Annotated in this window: 17 protein-coding genes and 1 tRNA gene; 9 read left to right on the top strand and 9 right to left on the bottom strand. The window is 42.4% G+C overall.

What is annotated here, in order from left to right:
* Positions 1-13 precede the first annotated feature (13 nt).
* Positions 14-217 (top strand): hypothetical protein, encoded by a 204-nt coding sequence (locus tag IX53_RS04895; protein WP_047754394.1) that lies wholly within the window; start codon positions 14-16, stop codon positions 215-217.
* A 131-nt stretch (positions 218-348) separates the two neighbouring features.
* On the top strand, positions 349-1,707 hold the full coding sequence (locus IX53_RS04890) for an HD domain-containing phosphohydrolase (RefSeq protein WP_053001192.1): 1,359 nt from the start codon (positions 349-351) through the stop codon (positions 1,705-1,707).
* Here the strand turns inward: IX53_RS04890 and IX53_RS04885 are convergent.
* From IX53_RS04885 to IX53_RS04850, 8 genes are read right to left on the bottom strand one after another with little or no spacing between them, the layout of a single operon-like run.
* Positions 1,698-2,777, bottom strand: coding sequence for a protein-glutamate methylesterase/protein-glutamine glutaminase (locus IX53_RS04885; protein WP_047754393.1), 1,080 nt, complete (start codon positions 2,775-2,777; stop codon positions 1,698-1,700). The genes IX53_RS04890 and IX53_RS04885 overlap by 10 nt on opposite strands.
* Positions 2,749-4,194 carry a chemotaxis protein CheW gene (locus IX53_RS04880; protein ID WP_047754392.1) on the bottom strand — a complete coding sequence of 482 codons (1,446 nt, stop codon included), beginning with the start codon at positions 4,192-4,194 and terminating at the stop codon, positions 2,749-2,751. The genes IX53_RS04885 and IX53_RS04880 overlap by 29 nt, the downstream gene beginning before the upstream one ends.
* A gap of 14 nt (positions 4,195-4,208) precedes the next feature.
* Positions 4,209-6,137 (bottom strand): methyl-accepting chemotaxis protein, encoded by a 1,929-nt coding sequence (locus IX53_RS04875; RefSeq protein ID WP_047754391.1) that lies wholly within the window; start codon positions 6,135-6,137, stop codon positions 4,209-4,211.
* Between the two features lie 13 nt (positions 6,138-6,150).
* Positions 6,151-7,548 carry a GGDEF domain-containing response regulator gene (locus IX53_RS04870; RefSeq protein WP_053001191.1) on the bottom strand — a complete coding sequence of 466 codons (1,398 nt, stop codon included), beginning with the start codon at positions 7,546-7,548 and terminating at the stop codon, positions 6,151-6,153.
* A 38-nt stretch (positions 7,549-7,586) separates the two neighbouring features.
* On the bottom strand, positions 7,587-9,656 hold the full coding sequence (locus IX53_RS04865) for a chemotaxis protein CheA (protein WP_047754390.1): 2,070 nt from the start codon (positions 9,654-9,656) through the stop codon (positions 7,587-7,589).
* A gap of 4 nt (positions 9,657-9,660) precedes the next feature.
* The gene (locus IX53_RS04860; RefSeq protein WP_047754389.1) at positions 9,661-10,029 is read right to left on the bottom strand and encodes a response regulator; all 369 of its coding nucleotides are present in this window, start codon (positions 10,027-10,029) and stop codon (positions 9,661-9,663) included.
* A gap of 4 nt (positions 10,030-10,033) precedes the next feature.
* Positions 10,034-10,852 carry a CheR family methyltransferase gene (locus tag IX53_RS04855; RefSeq protein WP_047754388.1) on the bottom strand — a complete coding sequence of 273 codons (819 nt, stop codon included), beginning with the start codon at positions 10,850-10,852 and terminating at the stop codon, positions 10,034-10,036.
* Between the two features lies 1 nt (position 10,853).
* The gene (locus IX53_RS04850) at positions 10,854-11,924 is read right to left on the bottom strand and encodes a HEAT repeat domain-containing protein (RefSeq protein WP_169746194.1); all 1,071 of its coding nucleotides are present in this window, start codon (positions 11,922-11,924) and stop codon (positions 10,854-10,856) included.
* 94 nt (positions 11,925-12,018) lie between these two features.
* Here IX53_RS04850 and IX53_RS04845 point away from each other — a divergent pair, with 94 nt between their 5' ends.
* The 4 genes from IX53_RS04845 to IX53_RS04830 all read left to right on the top strand — a co-directional run bounded on the left by IX53_RS04845 (position 12,019) and on the right by IX53_RS04830 (position 14,445).
* Entirely contained in the window at positions 12,019-12,393 is a 375-nt protein-coding gene (locus IX53_RS04845) for a response regulator (RefSeq protein WP_047754386.1), read from the top strand.
* On the top strand, positions 12,371-12,934 hold the full coding sequence (locus IX53_RS04840) for a hypothetical protein (protein ID WP_047754385.1): 564 nt from the start codon (positions 12,371-12,373) through the stop codon (positions 12,932-12,934). Before IX53_RS04845 ends, IX53_RS04840 begins: the two co-directional genes overlap by 23 nt.
* Entirely contained in the window at positions 12,927-14,303 is a 1,377-nt protein-coding gene (locus IX53_RS04835) for an ATP-binding protein (RefSeq protein WP_047754384.1), read from the top strand. The genes IX53_RS04840 and IX53_RS04835 overlap by 8 nt, the downstream gene beginning before the upstream one ends.
* Before the next feature lie 65 nt (positions 14,304-14,368).
* Positions 14,369-14,445, top strand: a tRNA-Asp gene (locus IX53_RS04830).
* 36 nt (positions 14,446-14,481) lie between these two features.
* Here IX53_RS04830 and IX53_RS04825 read toward each other — a convergent pair.
* A complete protein-coding gene (locus IX53_RS04825) occupies positions 14,482-14,952 on the bottom strand; it encodes a hypothetical protein (protein ID WP_047754383.1) in 471 nt (156 codons plus the stop codon).
* 183 nt (positions 14,953-15,135) lie between these two features.
* Between IX53_RS04825 and IX53_RS04820 the strand changes: the two genes are divergently transcribed.
* From IX53_RS04820 to IX53_RS10775, 3 genes are all read left to right on the top strand, one after another.
* A complete protein-coding gene (locus tag IX53_RS04820; RefSeq protein ID WP_047754382.1) occupies positions 15,136-15,579 on the top strand; it encodes a type II secretion system protein in 444 nt (147 codons plus the stop codon).
* 297 nt (positions 15,580-15,876) lie between these two features.
* Positions 15,877-16,086: a hypothetical protein gene (locus IX53_RS04815; RefSeq protein ID WP_047754381.1), complete on the top strand. Its 210-nt coding sequence runs from the start codon at positions 15,877-15,879 to the stop codon at positions 16,084-16,086.
* 75 nt (positions 16,087-16,161) lie between these two features.
* Positions 16,162-16,563 (top strand): PspC domain-containing protein, encoded by a 402-nt coding sequence (locus IX53_RS10775; RefSeq protein WP_047754380.1) that lies wholly within the window; start codon positions 16,162-16,164, stop codon positions 16,561-16,563.
* Positions 16,564-16,566 lie beyond the last annotated feature (3 nt).

Below are 16,566 nucleotides of genomic sequence, written 5' to 3'. Positions count from 1 at the left end.
GGATGTGATATTTATGGTGGGCTTTCTGGCAATAATAGGGGCTCTCTTTCTTCTTTACCTGGCCATCAGAAGTTTTCCCGTTGTACTAACGATTATCGCAGGTCTCGGTGTTCTACTAATCGTTATTTTTGTGATTATGGGTATCACTATTATTTTTCTGCCTGTCTTGCTGCTTTTGGGTCTGGTTTTGCTGATTGCCAGACTGTTGGCTCGTTGAGACTGGCATGGATTTGCATAACTATTAAATGGATTTGCATTAATTATTAAAATGAGACGGTGAACTTTTTTGCCCTTGATGTGCTGCTCGTAGGCGATTACAATTAATCGAGCTTAGAGAGAGGGATGGAGATGGAAAGTTCTGTGGTTCTTGTGGTAAGCAAGAATAGGGTATTCGGTGTGTTTTTGAAAAAGCTTTTCGAAAGCTGGGGATATTCTGAAATCTTTTTCACTCCGAAGGCAGAGAAAGCCATAGAAAGAGTAGAGCTCTATAAACCCGATATAACGGTGATTGATATACAGAGTAAGGATGAGAAAGATCTCCTTGAACTTGAAGCTCTGTTGAGGTCGAGATATGATATCCCCTCTGTCGTGCTTATACCTCTTGAACTCACTTCCAGTATTCTAAAAGAATCGTTTAACACTCCTTTTGGATATGTCACGAAACCTCTGGATGAGAATTTTTTGAAGATCAGTATGACCGTTGCTCTAAAACTCGCTGAAATGCAGCGAAATTTGAGAGACGACGAAGAATTTCTATCTACAGTCCTTACCAGTATGAAGGAAGGTATCGTTGTCTTCGATGATCGTGGCTATATACGCCTTGTCAATCCCGAAGCTGAAAGATTGCTCTCAAAGAAAAAGGAAAACCTGATAGGAAAAAACATTGTCAACACGATGAATTTTGAAAGCTTTGAAGGAGACGCTGTTGATTTCTTATCCGGGCAGGTCCCGAGCGAATGCTATCTGGTAGTCGATAAAAAACTTCCTGTTTCCATCAACTATTCTCGGGTCAAAGGCAGGAATTTCCGTGGTTGGCTTTTCACCTTCACGGATATTTCTGAGGAAAGGAAAGCCCGGCAGGAACTGGAGAAAAGTTACAGACGGCTTGAGCAGACACTCATGGAAACTGTCAGGACGATAAGCAAAATAACTGAGAGTCGGGATAGCTACACTGCAGCTCATCAAAGGCACGTAGCCGTGATAGCAATGGAAATCGCTAAAGAACTGGGTTTCTCAAAGGATAGACTCAAATGGCTTTACGTTGCGGCCCTTTTGCATGATGTGGGTAAGGTTTCAGTTCCCTCCGAGATACTATCGAAACCGACGAAGCTAAACATCTTCGAAATGGAGCTTGTAAAAATGCATCCTGAAACGGGTTATCAGATACTCGGGGATATTCCCTTTCCGATAAACATAGCCGAAATTGTAAGGCAACACCACGAACGTCTGGATGGTTCGGGCTATCCGCGGGGCTTAAAGGGCGATGAAATCCTGCTCGAGGCTCGGATACTCGCGGTAGCAGACGTGCTGGAAGCGATTACGAATCACAGGCCGTATAGGCCTGCGCTCGGGCTTGAAGTGGCGCTTGATGAACTCAAGCGAAATAGCGGAAAACTCTATGATCCTCAGGTCGTTGATGCCTGTCTTAAAGCGATAGAAAAGGGTAAGCTGGTACTGGATGCGCTGGAAGAAAAAGACTACTTTTGATTTTTCCTTCCAACCCTCTTTACGATATGTTCAGGTATTTTATAAGATGGAAGAATGATATCTACTCCACCAAGTTTAATCGCTTCTTGGGGCATTCCGAATACAACAGCGGTTTCTTCAGATTCGGCAATGGTATAACCTCCTGAATTTTTTATCTGGACCATAGCTTTCGCACCATCGTCTCCCATTCCTGTCATGAGTATACCGACGGTTCTGTTCCCAAAAACTTTCAGAACCGACTGCATCATGATATCCACTGAAGGCATAAAAATGTGTTTCGGGGTTTTGGTAAGATGAATACCACATTTTGAATCACCGAGTTTTTTCAATTTTAAATGATAGCCACCTTTTCCTACATATACAGTTCCCGGTTCCACTGACATACCTTCGTTTGCTTCAACCACTCTGAGCTGGCAGTATCTGTTGAGCCTTTCGGCATAGCTTGTTGTGAAAGATGATGGCATGTGCTGTATGAGAAATACGGCGGCATTGAGGTCTGACGGCAAAACCGGCAGCACATCGTAGATGTTCTTCGGTCCACCAGTGGATATGCCTATCGCGATAGCATAAAAATCAGACGGCGTTTTGCTGCTATCTGCTTTAGGCTTTGAAATAATTTCTTCCTGAACGCAGTTTCTTTTAAGACGTTTCAAAAGGGGGGTATTCTTCGATTGCTTATATGCCAGTTTTACTTTCGATACAAGCAGATCTCTTATATTTGCAAGGGAAGTAATGGTGTTGTTTTCAGGTTTAGGAATATAGTCAAAGGCTCCGATTTCCAGCGCTTCCAGCGCTTCCTGAGAATATTCTTGAGTGATGACTGAGACTATAATCACCGGAGCGATGGCGTCCTCCACAAGTTCCTTGAGGGCTTCGAACCCATCTTTTTCAGGCATAATGACATCGAGGATGATCACATCAGGCAGTAGTTCTTTTGCCATCTCAACAGCTTCAAATCCATTTCTACCGAATCCCACTACCTTTATCTCGGGATCTGATTCCAGCAATGTCTTAAGTAGTCTTCGTGTAAGCGGTGAATCGTCAACTATCAATACTCTGATTTCTTTCATCAGCATCCTTCTCCTTAGCGTATTTTTTCACTCTGGTGTCGATCTTTTTGATTTCCTCCGTTCTCAGAAGTTTCTCCGGTTTGAGAAGGAACGCCACTTTTTTTCCTATTCTGGTAGTAGCTTCCACGAATCTGGTGATTTCAGTACCTTCGAAACCCGCGGACAATGGTATGACTTCCTCTTCACGCAGCGAAAAAATGCCCAGAAACTTATCCACCAGCAGTCCCAGCAACCTGTTATTCTTATACTCAAGAATGACGAGTTTACTGGCTCTTTCAGACATCTCAATGGAAAAGAGTTTACCGGTGTTCAGCACCGGAACTATGTAGCTGCGTACTTCGATGACGCCTTCAAGGAAATCCGGCGAACGGGGTATCATCGTTATATCTCGACTTTTTTTCAATTCTACAACCTGTTCAATGGGTAGTCCACAGACCAGGTCACCAGCAGCAAAAAACAAGAATTTCTTCTCCTGCTCACCACTCCGTTCTTCCATGGAAACTGCACCTACTTTCTCGATATCCTCAACCATTCCTAATATTCCTTTTTTCAGTAATGCATCCACAGACAGTATGAGGAGTATCTCATCTTCAGAACTGTAAGTTCCGGAAACTTCAGCGTGGTTCTTCTTCCTCACGTACGCTGGTGGCGGTTGAATACTCCCTTTTGAAAGCCTTATTATTCCCGGTACATCTTCTACCTGAAAGGCTATCTCTTGCCCTTCATGTTGTGCGATTACTAACTTTTTAGTTTTGTACCTTTCTATTCCGAGGGGTACACTCAAGTCCACTACGGGTAAAATTCTTTTTCGCCAGCCAATGATACCAATAACACCCGGGGGAGGATTGGGCACTTCTCTTGGTTCTACATATTCGGTTACCTCGACCACTGCTTCCAGAGGAAACGCGAATCTCTTTCCAGCAATGGTGAATACGAGATAGCTTTCTTTTTCCTCACGTTTGGCGACTGATACAATTCTGGGGACTTTTCGAATTGTAGGTTTTGCTACGCTTTCTGCTTTTTCGATTTTTATCAGGCTCCCGATGTCAAGAAGCCTTATTTCTCTGTTGTCTTCAGTCCACAATCCCTTAATGAACTCTTCCGACGTTTCTTTCCTTTTTTGCTCCGTCAGGACTTCAATGCCCCTCTGTTCTGTCACAAGAAGACCAATGTATTCCCTTCCGTGATTACAAACAACCAGCGTTTTGGGAGGGACTGCCGACGCTTTTTCGAATAATCTGCGATAAAGATCTATAACGGGAATGATTGTTCCTCTGAAAGTTGCTATGCCTGCAATAAATTCAGGTGTCAGTGGTACTTTGAAGAGCTTCGGTGCTTTAATGATTTCCTCAACTCTCTCAACTTCGAGGGCATAGAGGTTTTCACCCAGAGAAAAAATGAATTTTTTACCGGTCATAGAATCACCCCGGATTACCATCTGAAACGGAGCTCATCGGAAACAGCGGCAATCTCTTCAATGGACTTCGCCAGCTCCATCATACCTTTCGATTGTTCTTCGGCAGCTCTGGATGTTTCTTCGATTGCGGAAGAACTTTCCATTGTTGAGCTGTTTATCTGTTCCACGGATTTCTGGATTTCTTCCATTCCATTGACCATTTCGGCTATCAAGGATCCTATTTTTTCAAGTTTGTCTGAAAGAGAATTAGTGATATTCTCCACTTCATTCAAAGACTGTATTAATTTTTCGGATTTCAAAGCTTCAGACATCACTATGCGGCCGTTGTCAGCAACTTCAAAATATGCCTGATCAACTTCTCGCTGAATAGCATAAACTGTTGATTCTATTTCTTCGCTATTACGGGCGGTTTCTTCAGCAAGTTCCCTTATGTCTGCGGAGACGACCGAAAACCCCTCACCAGGCTTTCCAGCTCTCGCAGCTTCCACGAAGCCTGTCACGGCCAGCATGCTCGTTTGAATAGCTATCTTATCGATTTTTCCCACATTTTTATTTATTTCACGGGTGCTGTTTGTAAGCTCGAGTAGATTGTCAGCTATTTCCCCGAATGTTTTTCGGGAGATATCTATCCTCTTTATGAGGGCCTCTACCTTTTTCCTGTTTGATCGCACCACACTCAGAAGTGAATTCAACATCTTAATATCATCTGCAACAATGCTATCCAGTTTCATCAACAGTTGTAGCGCTTCTTTTCCCATTTTCTCCATTTTCTCCATCTGGTGAGAGAGCTCTGAACTTGAATAGTTGAGTTGTTTGAGGGCTGTGCTAATCTGCTCAGAGCTGGCAGATGCTTCATCGATATTAGCGGAAAGCTCTTCTGCAGCTGCTGCCAGAATCTCCGCTGCTTTCTGAGGATCGGTGGCACCTTTCAAATCAGAAGACAGCTCCACTAACTCCTGAGCTGCAAGATTGATCTCTGAAAGGGCTTTGACCTGCTCATTTATCGACATTGAAGATTCTTCCGTGGCGGAACTCAGCTCTTCCGCAGCCGCTGCAATCCGCTGTGCACCGGCGAGAAACTCACTGGATATATCACTGATCCGGTTGATAAATTGGGTCAAAGTCTTCAGGTGTTCTACGAGCTTGTCGTATTTTCCGATGATCTCTTTGAACTGTTCAGTGATCTCTTTGCTGTCTTCCACATCTTTTAGAGTATCGGAGACGATAGTTTCCATGTTTTTTACGACCCTATCAACTGCCAGTCGAATTTCGTCGGCTTTTTTAGAGACTTCAAGCGCCATGTTTTCCGCCATTTCAGCAAATTTTCTTATTTCATCCGCTATAACTCCAAACCCCGCTCCATGTTCCCCGGCTCTGGCGGCTTCAATAGCAGCGTTCAACGATAACAAACTCACCTGGTCGGCGATTTCAGCAACGATGGATACTATTTCTTTGATGCTATTGTTCTTTTCCCTTAGACGTTCAATGGTCTTTGCAGAAGCTTCATTCCTTTTAGAGATCTCAGAAAGTGAGGCTAAGACTGTGCTCACGCCTTCTATCATTGTGTTTACTCTGACCTGACTTATCTTAGAACTTTCGAAGATGTCATCGACCATATCGAGAATATCTTTGATATTCTTATTGATCTGGTTTATAGCTACTCTCGTCTCTTCAGCCGCAGAGGAGGATTGCTCGGCGCCAGCAGCAATTTGCATCATGGATCTATTGAGCTCTTCACTGGCCGAAGTAATTTCCTGAACACTGGAGAGAAGCTCCTCAGCGGCGGAAGAAACGCGTTCTGCAGCGGCGAGTTTTTTCGCTTCAGCACGAGCTTTAGCGCGTTCCTTCGCCTTTTTTTCAGCTTCCTTCTTTGCGAGTTTTGAAACGTCTTTATTTTCTTTTGTGTAAGATTTTGGTACTTCCAGTTTTTTCCTCTCTGCCATGTTTCCACCCCCATCATTCTATTTTTACGCAGTTTTTTCCAGAAGCTTTGGCTTTGTAAAGCGCCCTGTCGGCCTTTTCTATAATATCGTATAGATCCATATCTCTGTTTGCTGCAGCGAGTCCTGCGCTGAAAGTTACAGGGGTATCTGTACCAAGTAATCCTTTCCAGTTTACATCAAAGAAGTTTTTCCTCAAACGCTCAATGGCATTTCTGGCTTCTTCGAGGTTCGAGGCCTGAAAAATCAGCAGAAATTCTTCACCACCATATCGAAAGGCGAAATCAGTCTCACGGAGGGAGTGCTTGATTATCCTGCCAAATTCCCGGAGTACGGCGTCTCCAACATTGTGACCGTAAGAATCGTTTATGACTTTGAAATCGTCAATGTCGAGCATACCAACGACAAAGGGTATGTTTGTCCTTTTGTGGAGGGCAAGTAGTTCTTTTAATTTAGCGATTCCAACCCTCCGACTGTATAAGGAGGTGAGAAAATCAATTTCAGAGGCGGCTCTTTGCTCCCAGAAGATGTTTAAAGTGTACGCGAGGAGTCCCATGCTTTCCAGCGTGTAATCCATAAAATATTCCAGAGAACCTTTGTTTTCAACGCCTTCAATTAGCACCACACCGTGTTCTGTACCGGAGGATTTTAGAGGAAAAACGGAAACATCTTTGAATTTTACTGGTTGTAGTTTCGGTGATATTCCTTTTGCATGCCATTCTGAAGGAGTCAGGGGGCCAATCATTTTGCCCAGCAAAAGTTTCCTCAACTCTTCTGAAAGGTTTCCAATATGGGGAAAGCTGTATATGCGCCCAGCGGTCGGTGAAATAAGCAACCACAAAGCGATATTGAATCTGGAAAACTCTTTCATCAGGGCGGTTACTCTCTTAATGATCCTCTCTTCATCTTCAAGGTTTTCAAGAAACGAAAGGATCTCTCTGTTTATAGCCTCTATTTTCAACTTTTCTTCCAGCGCATCGGATAGTTCGCCGAAGGGTTCTCTGTGGATTTTGTATACATCTCTATGCCAGTCACAGTAAAAGGATTCGTTTTCCGAAAATTTTATGATTTTCGACAAAAGTTCTTTCAGGTTTTCCGACTTTTTCAAGAACATGTTAGCGCCACTTTTATGTGCCCAGAATCCATTCACACGATCTGAAGTACCAGTCAATATGAGAATACCCACATTCTTGAAGCTGGAATAGCTTCGCAATAGCTGTGTCAACTGTATGGCATTCATCCTCGGCATTAGATAGTCCGTGACGACTACGTCCGGCAGAAATTGAAAGAATCTGTTCAGTGCATCGATACCATCAACGGCTGTTTCAACGGTGAACCCTGCCTTTTCAAGGGCAATTTTTATGCTATTCCTCCACATTGTGCTGTCGTCGACCACGAGAATTTTGTTTCTCACCGGGTATAACCTCCCTTGGTTTACACACAAAAAATAATTTAAACCATATCCACCAGAGCGTTCAGGTCAATGAGCAATGCAAGTTCATCCTTCCCGAGGGAAATCACCCCGCTGAAAAGCCCCTGCAGTAAGCCTGACAGATGTTTAATAAGGAATTCTCCCTCAGAAATAATGCTATCAACTGCGAGAGCGATTTCTTCTCCATTTTTGTCGAGTAATACAAAAGCGGGAACGGAGCTATCAACGTCCGGACGAGTTTTATTGTCTTCCAGAAGTTCAGACAGGTAAAGTAATGGGATACCTTTATTTCCAATTTTCAAAAGCGAATAGTCTCCATAATCGATTATCTGGGAGGAACTGAAGGTAAGCGTTCTCATGACTTCGTCGGATTTTATAGCGTACTTCCGACCGGAAACCTTGAAGAGAATGCATTTCACGATGGAAAGGGACAAAGGGATAACCATTGTGAATTTTGTTCCCTTCCCTGGTTCAGTATTTAAAAATACCTTTCCTCCCATGTCTTCGACAGTTTTTTTAACAACATCAAGTCCCACACCCCTTCCAGACACTTCGGAAACTTCTTCTGAAGTGCTGAAGCCCGGAGAAAACAGGTAATTGAGAATTTCATGTTCCGATAACCTTTCTGCCTGTTCTGCGGTTATCAACTTATTTTTGACCAGTTTCTCTTTCACGAAAGGCACAGAAATACCCCTTCCATCGTCTTCGACATCTATGAAAATGAACCCACCTTTATATTCTGCTCTGAGGAAAATATTACCATTTTCAGTTTTCCCAGCCCTCTTCCTTTCTTCTGAACTCTCGATACCATGGTCTATTGCGTTCCTCAAAAGATGAGTCAGGAGGGGGATGAGACTGTCTGCTATATCTCTATCTATTTCAACATCTGTTTCCTCTATGTGCAGTCGAACCTTCTTTGATTGTTTTCTCGCGAAATCTCTGACTGTTAGCTTAAATTTATTGAAGAGCTCATTCACCCGTATGGCCCTGGTGGAGATGACCGCCTTACTTAATCTGGAACTCAACTTTCTCAATTGACCAACGAGGTTCTTCCGGACTGAAGGTTCTTCAGTCTGCTCCAGAGCGAAAACGAGATTTGAAAGTTCCGACACTTCGTTTAGTAGGGCATCGAGCTTATCGCGTTCGATTCTGATGAATTTTTCCTGCGCGCCACTTTTTGTCTTTATCGGCGGGGTTTCGGCAATGCTTTTTCTTTTTCCAAGCCACCTCTCAAAGATCTGTATGTCTTCTTCAACCCTTTTTAAATCTTTCTTCTCGAGAGATTCCATTATGTTATCTACAAGCTTGCTAATTTCGTTTTCACCAGCTCTTTTGAGGCTTTTCTTTACATTCAAAGCAAGCCTTTGCAGATACCGGGGTTCCAGTGATGAATCCCTGGAAAGCTCAAGAAACTGTTCCAGGATATTTTGAAGAGCTGTCTTTGGCCTGATGGTTGTTTTTGAACTATCGGAAAGCATGCGTACTTTTTCTAGAAGACTCTTGAGGACTGAAATCTCTTCACTTTGCTGTATGACAGCTTTCATCGATCCCAGTACTTGAAAAATACTGTCAAGTCTGTCACGAGTATAGGAGGGATCTTCATGCTGGGCCTGTTGAAAAATATCCTCCAATGCATGGGACAACTTATGAATCAATTCAAGTTGTTCCCTCCGGGCACCTGTAGGTACCATGTTCATTACCAGAGAAGAATCCCCTTTTATTGTATGAAAGTGTCTCATTACTTCCTTCAGTTTTTCGGTGGAAAACGTCTCTTCAATCTCCAGAAGAAGGTTTTCTATTTCCTCGATATGTCTTTGAGCTTCTTCAAAAAATTCTGAGACAAATTCCTCCGTCATTTCACTGTCAAGCTCGAAAGTGTTGTTATCAATGCTGGTGCTGGATTGCTCTGCTTTTATTTCATCTATGTTTTGTTTCCCTTCGATTTCTGACAGGATAGCTTCGATCTCGTCGGCTATTTCAGGTTTTCTGAGTTTACGGAGTAGTTCCTTTATTTCAGGGAGTCGTTCTTTATTCTCCAAAAGTCCTTCCATCAGCTCCAGAATCCTACTTAATAATTCTTTTTCCTGCATCCTGTCACTTCCCAACGGCGAGCTTAACGCTTTCGACGAGTAGTTGTGGATCAACGGGCTTGACCAAATAAAAATCCGCTCCTGCCTCTATCCCTTCGCGTCTGTCTTCTGGACGATCAAGAGTTGTTATAATGATTATAGGGAGTTCTTTGAAGTCCTCACTCTCTCTTATTTTTTTTATCATTGTTATACCATCCATACCGACCATGTTCAGGTCAGTGATCACACAATCGAAATCACTCTGTGAGAACAGCAGGTCCAACGCTTCGGCTCCATCTATAGCTTCAGAGACTTCAAAGCCTGCGGACTTCAATATATATGAATGGAAGTTACGCGTAATGCTCGAATCATCAATAAGCAGTATTTTCGGCACCAAATCACCCCTTTGGCTTCATGTACGCGTATATGTTGCCGATCTTTTTCATTTTAAAAGCCCTCGTGATTCTACTCAGAAATTCTGACGCACCGAGGAAAATAAACCCTTCAGGTTTCAACATGAAATAGAAGCTTTCCACAATCCGTCTTCTGTCTTCCATTGGAAAATACATCAGAACATTCCGGCAGAAAATAAAATCGAAGTCTCTTCCAAGATTCAATAAATTGTCACTGTTTTTCAGGTTCAAAAAGACGAATTTCACGTTTTTTCTCAACATATCCTTCACCAGGTACCCATTTTCAGTTCTTTCAAAATATCTATCGAGATAAAGGTCAGGTACATCCTTAACAGACCTGTTATCGTACAGTCCGTTCCTGGCTTTTTCCAGTGCTATTTTATCTATGTCAGCTCCCACAATTTCATAATCATACCCCTTTGGCAACATCTCACGACAGATGATGGATAGTGTATAAACTTCCTCGCCAGTAGAGCAGCCAGCAGACAGCACTTTCACTTTGTCGTTCTGCCTGGCAACCTCTGGTAAACAGATCTCTCCAAACACTCTCAACTGACCAAATTCTCTGAAAAAGTAAGTCTCATTGATGGTGATTAGGTTAATGAGCTTCTGTAGCTCAACACCCTTTTTGTCGAGATCCTTCAGGAATTTCAAATAGTCAGAAAAGGAAGAAAGCCCCAGATCATCTATACGCTGACTGACTCTACGTTTGAGAAACAAGAATTTATCGTTGTCGAGGTATATTCCGCTCTTTCGATAAAGTATGTTTCTCAATGTATCGAAGTCACGGATATTAAATTCCATCTTACTCACTCACTTTTTTTATCGCCTCGCGTGCTATTTCACGGAACTCCGGTGATGAAGCTTTCGAAATCGCATCTTCTATTGCTTTGATTGCACGTTGCGTTTTGAGTGCTACTAAAGCTTCAATGGCACCGATCTGTTCGAATAGGTCTTCGCTTTGGAGAAGAGAGATGAGTCTATCTTCAAAGTAGTCGCATTTCACTGTTCCCACAAGCCTCAGGATCTCATATTTGCTCATCGGAGGGATATTGCTATCATGAAGTTGCCAAAGGGCAGCACATAGGCTCTTCTTCTCTTTGCCTGTGAGCTCTTTATTCGTTTTGATATAACTTTCAGCGAGTTCCATGACTTCACGGTGTAATTCCTGACCCTTTTCTTTCATCAGCTCCAGAAGCACAGCTAGGTAGTCTCTATAAGGGAACTTCGTTGCTAGTTTCAGGTATGGTACAAGGAGAAATTCAGGAAGAGTTGATGGTTCGGGGAATAGGATGTTGACTTCTTTGAAAATAATTTCGTTGCCAATTTTTGTCAATACCTCTAAACACGTCATCTTCAAAAAGCTGTCTTCGGTATTTCTCAGGATATCGAGAATCTTTGAAGCGTATTTTTCTCCTTCGAGGGCTCCAATTGCTTCCACCGCTGCAATAACGTTGTTGACCTCGTCATCTTCCAGTGCCACAGCGATCGTATCAACGAGTTCGGGTTTGTTCATCAAAATAAGCGCATCCAGAGCCAACTTTCGCTGGTGCTTGTCATTGCTTTTTAGCTTTTCACGCAAAACTGGAATGGCTGCTTTGTAATGATGGGTGAGGATGAGTACAGCTAGATCTTTTAGATACAGTTCTTTTTCATCAAACAGAGTTACGACTTTCTGCGACACTTCAGGAACATTGAACTCCTTAAGTGTATCGACAATGGTCTCGATTATCATTTCATCGTTTTCTCTTTTTAGCATCTCTACCATCGTTTCAGCCAGATCATAGAGTCCTTCTTCACGTATAAGTTTCAGAGCACGTAGCTTTTCCAAAGGATCAGAAGAATTCAGGAGGGTCAAAATATACCCTTTGTTCATCAAAAGACCAGCCTCCAGAATAAAAAAGACAGATTAATAATTTGGTATAATGATTATATCATACGCAGAAAAGAATCCCGGAGGGGGTAAACGCATGAAAATCCTGTTTATCGACGATTCGGGCCTTGCACGGAGGATAACCCTTAGATACTTAAAGATACACTTTCCTGAAGCCGAAGTCACCACAATTGGACCCGTTGAATTCGAAGACTTTATCGGGAAAATAAACGAATTTCAAATGGTGATCACCGATCTCCTCATGCCCGGACTTTTGGGGGAAGATGTGATAAAAGCGATCAGAGAGAGAACGTCTGAAGTCTTTCTGGTAGTGCTGAGCGCCAATGTTCAGGAAAAGGTCAAGGAGAAAATGTATAAAATGGGTGTGAGGTTCTTTCTGGACAAACCGTTAACTAACGAAAAGATTATCAGCTTAAGGGAGGCATACTATGCCGGAAAAAAGGATTCTTAACGACCTTAAAGAAATACTCCGTCTTGGAGCTTCTCAAGCAGCAAGAGTACTTGCAGACCTCTCCGGAATGACAGTTGAACTGAAAATCACAGAAATATACAAGGGCGTTTTTGGCAACAGACTCGAAAAACCCTATTTTCTGATGCGACAGCGGGTGAAAGGAGACCCCTTCAATGCGAATTTTTATTTCACCATGCTAGGGAAGGAATTTCTAAAATTTCTCGCTGTTCTGGAAAGTCCGGAAGTCTTCAACGACTATCAGGAATATGATCTCGTGGACTCATTTCTTGAAGTGGGGAATATCATTTCCGGTAACATAATCTCGGTGTTTGCGAGTTTCATGAACACGATCGTGGAGTTCGAACTCCCCACGATGGTCACCGTTGAGCAGGACCCTGAACTCGTAAAGAAAGAGTTTTTCTTCACCAAAGTATATTTCGAGATAAAAGAAATAGAAGTCCACGGATACGTGCTCCTGGCTTTTGATGAAAAGACCTATGCGGCGATGGTGAAGAGGCTGGAGGAGATCATAAATGGTTGAAAAGCTGCTCAAATTCATAACCTTCTCGGTTGTTGGGATAGATACCTGCGGTAATATTCTGTACAGAAACCCGCGGTTTGAATCAGAATTCGGTGATGTTGAAAACGTCTTTGAACTCATCAACATTAACTTCCATGATGTCATATTCAGTGCCATAAAGAACAGGTATCCGGTTACCTTTTTTGACAGAAGGCACAGGAAGGTCGTAACGGGAAGCAGAGAGTATTATGCTGTGGTTTTTTTGCCAGCGGAAAAAGGAACTTTTATCGTCGAATTCTGGAAGAGGAATCTTGAAAATATCAAGGACGAGCTTGTCAGCGGAGACAGGGAAGTAAGAAATGTCATCCGAAAGCTGGAAATAGAACTCCTTGCCACGTTGAACAGGCTGTTGATCACAGGGGCTGATGTTTTTGAATTTGCCACCGAGACGGGAAAGAAGCTTTTTGAATATGGAGTTGTAAGCCGACTAAGTGTAGTAGATGATAGTGGAAAAGTAGACTTTGGCAACTCAGGACAGAACGTAACCGAAGTAGCTATAAATGGTGGCACATCCCGAAACCTTATGATTAAATATCGCATCGGCAAAGAATCGGAAATCTCCTTCAGGCTGCTGGTAGATTTCTGGATTAAGCTCATTAAACTATACAGTGATATAAAACAGTCCAACGCGGGCATGAAAATCGCTGTGTCCCGAAGAATAACGCTGGAAGATACTGAGTTTGTCACGAAACTCACTCACCGAATGGAGGAAGCCATCGAGAAGTCCATTGACCTGGTTTCGAGAGCTAATAGGGAGTTGTTTGAGAAGTGCAAAGACAGTGAAATAAAGGATTTATTTGATGACATTCAGAAGAGACTTATAGGTTTAGAAGATACCCTCAAAATATTCAGTGAAGTGGTTTCCCCTCCTATTCCTGAAAAGGAAATCGACTTATTGAACCTTTTGAAAAATCTGTTAAATTCCTTCCGGAGAAAGCTACCTAAAGGAATCAATGTCGAACTTATGCCTGATTCCTGGAATCCACATCTTATTCAAGGTGAGAGTGATAGACTCAATATTCTATTTTCTTTATTACTTGAGCGCGCCCTGAAGAACATCACAGAATCCGGAAATAAAACAGGAACTATAAGCGTCAGGCTCAATAGTGGGGAAAAGGAATATCTGCTCACAATAAGAGATACTGGTAAAAAAATGTTGGAAGAGGAGATTGATGAACTGTTGAGTGTTCCTGAAAGGCTCGATGACGCTTACCAGAGTCTCCTCCTGCGGTCGATAATTTTTCAGCACGGAATGAGGTTCACAATACATGTGACCGAAACAGGTGGGAATACGTTTGCTTTGATTGTACCCAGGAAACTGCGCAATTGAGAAAACCTATGCATATCTTCACCCTGTTGACAGATGGGGGATGCTGTTGTAAAATTTTTAACGTCGGGGACGTGGTGAAGATGGTTATCATGCCGGTCTGTCACACCGGTGGCCGCGAGTTCGAGTCTCGTCGTCCCCGCCAGTGAAAAAGGGGATCTCTGATCCCCTTTTTATATTATTAATATTCTTTTTCAAATAGTTCTTTCACATTTGCTTCGAGATACGTTAGAATTTTCTCGATTTCTCTCAAAGAGGCTTTTTCAGTATCTTTTTCATTGAAGGCAAACCTGGGATCAAGATGCACAACAAGATGGTCCCGATAGTCTTTAACCTTTTTAATCGTCTCTGTGAGTTCATTTTCATGTCGTTCAAGATCTACGATTACCCGGGATATCCTTTTTTTGAAGGGTTTGAGAAGGTTGCTTTTGAGAAAAAGCCTGAATTTCTTGAATGTATAACCGCTATTCTGCACGGTCTTAACAGCGCGTACGGTCGCAACTTCGAGCAGAGCTTCGTACAAAACTGGATTTTCAACATTTTTAAGGATATCCACTATTTCCCTGAGCCTATGTACTTCTCTTATGAGCACCCTTTTTCTTTTTTTAAATGCCTCGATAGCTTCCCGCTTCAGCATCTTTTCCAGTTTCATAGCTTCATTATAAGCGATTATTGTTAAAATTAAGTTATACGATATTATACATTGAAGTATGTTGGTTTAACTGTAAGAAATGTTGTATATTTTTTTTCATCATTGAAATTTTTGGCCAATTTTTCCATATTTTTCGGTGTGTAAAATAGAATCGCTTACATTATCATAATCAGGGGGTATTTTATGCGCAGAAAAAAAGGTTTCTCACTGATCGAAATGCTCATCGTCCTTTCAGTTATGGCTGCGTTGATAGCTACAATAACGCCCGTTGCAATGAACGCTATTAGGAAAGCGAAAGCAATTCAGGTTGCTTATAATTTGAAAGTACTCGTTACCGGCATGGAAAATAAAATTTTGCTTGATTCCGCGGTTCCTCAAGATATCAGCATAATAGGTAGAGACATCGATACCACCCATTATGGAGTGGCTTATACATTCTCTGATGGGCACTACACTATTGTCGCATTCACCACAGATGATGTGAACTTCGATATGGTACAGGGAACACTTAAGAATGCAACGAACACCTCTTCAGTTATCCCTACTGATGCAGTGTTTCTTCCGGGAGGTCTTCAAACAGCTTCTGAAGGTAAAGTATTTTATCGCGTGGAATTTGATATATACTGATGGTTTAAAACAGAAGCAGCCCCGATATCGGGGCTGCTTCTGTGTTCAAGACGGGGAATCTTTCGAACAGGGGTGGGGTTAGCATGATTCTATATCATCGGGACATCACGTTCACTATTCGTAATTCTAACAGGAAAGGAAGCGCTTTACCTTAAAGAAGTCTTACCAGTTTTACAGCGCTGTTTATCTTTTGTGGGGCATTTCACATTATTTTAAGAAAGAAACCTTTGAAAGTACCCTTGACTGAAGTCCCTGTCAATGGCAACATTGTAGTGATTAAAAAAATGGAGGGATATGATGCGTGTTGTTTTAACGCTCGAAGGGCTTGAAGATACGCAAAAAGCGCAAAAAGCCGTTGAAACCATCAGAAAATTGCTGAACCGTGAAGCAATTTTGGAGAAAAACAGAGTCATCATCGAATTGGATACGCTGGATACACTGGAGATGATCGACGTAGAGCTCAGGAAGTTTGATTGTAGCATTTTAAAGGTGGAAAGTGAAAGTTAAAAGCGGTCGAAAGACCGCTTTTTTGAATAGCACAACGTTTATGCTATTATCGATACAAACAGGGGAGGTGTGACGGTGAAGCACCTTTATAAATCAAGAAAGGATAAGGTTATTGATGGTGTTTGTGGCGGACTGGCCAAATATTTGGAGGTAGATTCCACAATCGTAAGACTATTGTGGGCTCTCACAGCTTTTATCTGGGGAACAGGTATTTTGCTGTACATACTTGCAATGATCATCATACCACGGGAACCCTTAGGGGAAGATGAACCTGTTGAGAATGATGCTGTACACGTGGAAAAGGTACATTTCAATGAGAACACGGGAAAACTTTTGATAGCCATTGGTGTGATTGTTATTGGACTTTTTCTGCTGCTCCCAGGAACATTCAGTATTTTCTTCTGGAAATTTGTGCTGGGGCTTTTCTTTATAGCTGGGGGTGGTTATATTATCTTCAGGTCGATAAGAAAAGAGTGAAGT

This window comes from Kosmotoga pacifica (assembly GCF_001027025.1).
GTDB classification, from domain to species: Bacteria; Thermotogota; Thermotogae; order Petrotogales; family Kosmotogaceae; genus Kosmotoga_B; species Kosmotoga_B pacifica.
Note: the sequence above shows the minus strand (reverse complement) of the source record. Positions and strands in the feature narration are given on the sequence as shown.

Excerpts from the sequence above, each read along its gene's own strand:
- IX53_RS04840 (WP_047754385.1), top strand. The coding sequence starts at position 12,371 with ATGCCGGAAAAAAGGATTCTTAACGACCTTAAAGAAATACTCCGTCTT.
- IX53_RS04825 (WP_047754383.1), bottom strand. The coding sequence starts at position 14,952 with ATGAAACTGGAAAAGATGCTGAAGCGGGAAGCTATCGAGGCATTTAAA.
- IX53_RS04845 (WP_047754386.1), top strand. The coding sequence starts at position 12,019 with ATGAAAATCCTGTTTATCGACGATTCGGGCCTTGCACGGAGGATAACC.
- IX53_RS04895 (WP_047754394.1), top strand. The coding sequence starts at position 14 with ATGGTGGGCTTTCTGGCAATAATAGGGGCTCTCTTTCTTCTTTACCTG.
- IX53_RS04890 (WP_053001192.1), top strand. The coding sequence starts at position 349 with ATGGAAAGTTCTGTGGTTCTTGTGGTAAGCAAGAATAGGGTATTCGGT.
- IX53_RS04865 (WP_047754390.1), bottom strand. The coding sequence starts at position 9,656 with ATGCAGGAAAAAGAATTATTAAGTAGGATTCTGGAGCTGATGGAAGGA.
- IX53_RS04880 (WP_047754392.1), bottom strand. The coding sequence starts at position 4,194 with ATGACCGGTAAAAAATTCATTTTTTCTCTGGGTGAAAACCTCTATGCC.
- IX53_RS04885 (WP_047754393.1), bottom strand. The coding sequence starts at position 2,777 with ATGAAAGAAATCAGAGTATTGATAGTTGACGATTCACCGCTTACACGA.
- IX53_RS04820 (WP_047754382.1), top strand. The coding sequence starts at position 15,136 with ATGCGCAGAAAAAAAGGTTTCTCACTGATCGAAATGCTCATCGTCCTT.
- IX53_RS04835 (WP_047754384.1), top strand. The coding sequence starts at position 12,927 with ATGGTTGAAAAGCTGCTCAAATTCATAACCTTCTCGGTTGTTGGGATA.
- IX53_RS04875 (WP_047754391.1), bottom strand. The coding sequence starts at position 6,137 with ATGGCAGAGAGGAAAAAACTGGAAGTACCAAAATCTTACACAAAAGAA.
- IX53_RS04855 (WP_047754388.1), bottom strand. The coding sequence starts at position 10,852 with ATGGAATTTAATATCCGTGACTTCGATACATTGAGAAACATACTTTAT.
- IX53_RS04815 (WP_047754381.1), top strand. The coding sequence starts at position 15,877 with ATGCGTGTTGTTTTAACGCTCGAAGGGCTTGAAGATACGCAAAAAGCG.
- IX53_RS04850 (WP_169746194.1), bottom strand. The coding sequence starts at position 11,924 with ATGAACAAAGGGTATATTTTGACCCTCCTGAATTCTTCTGATCCTTTG.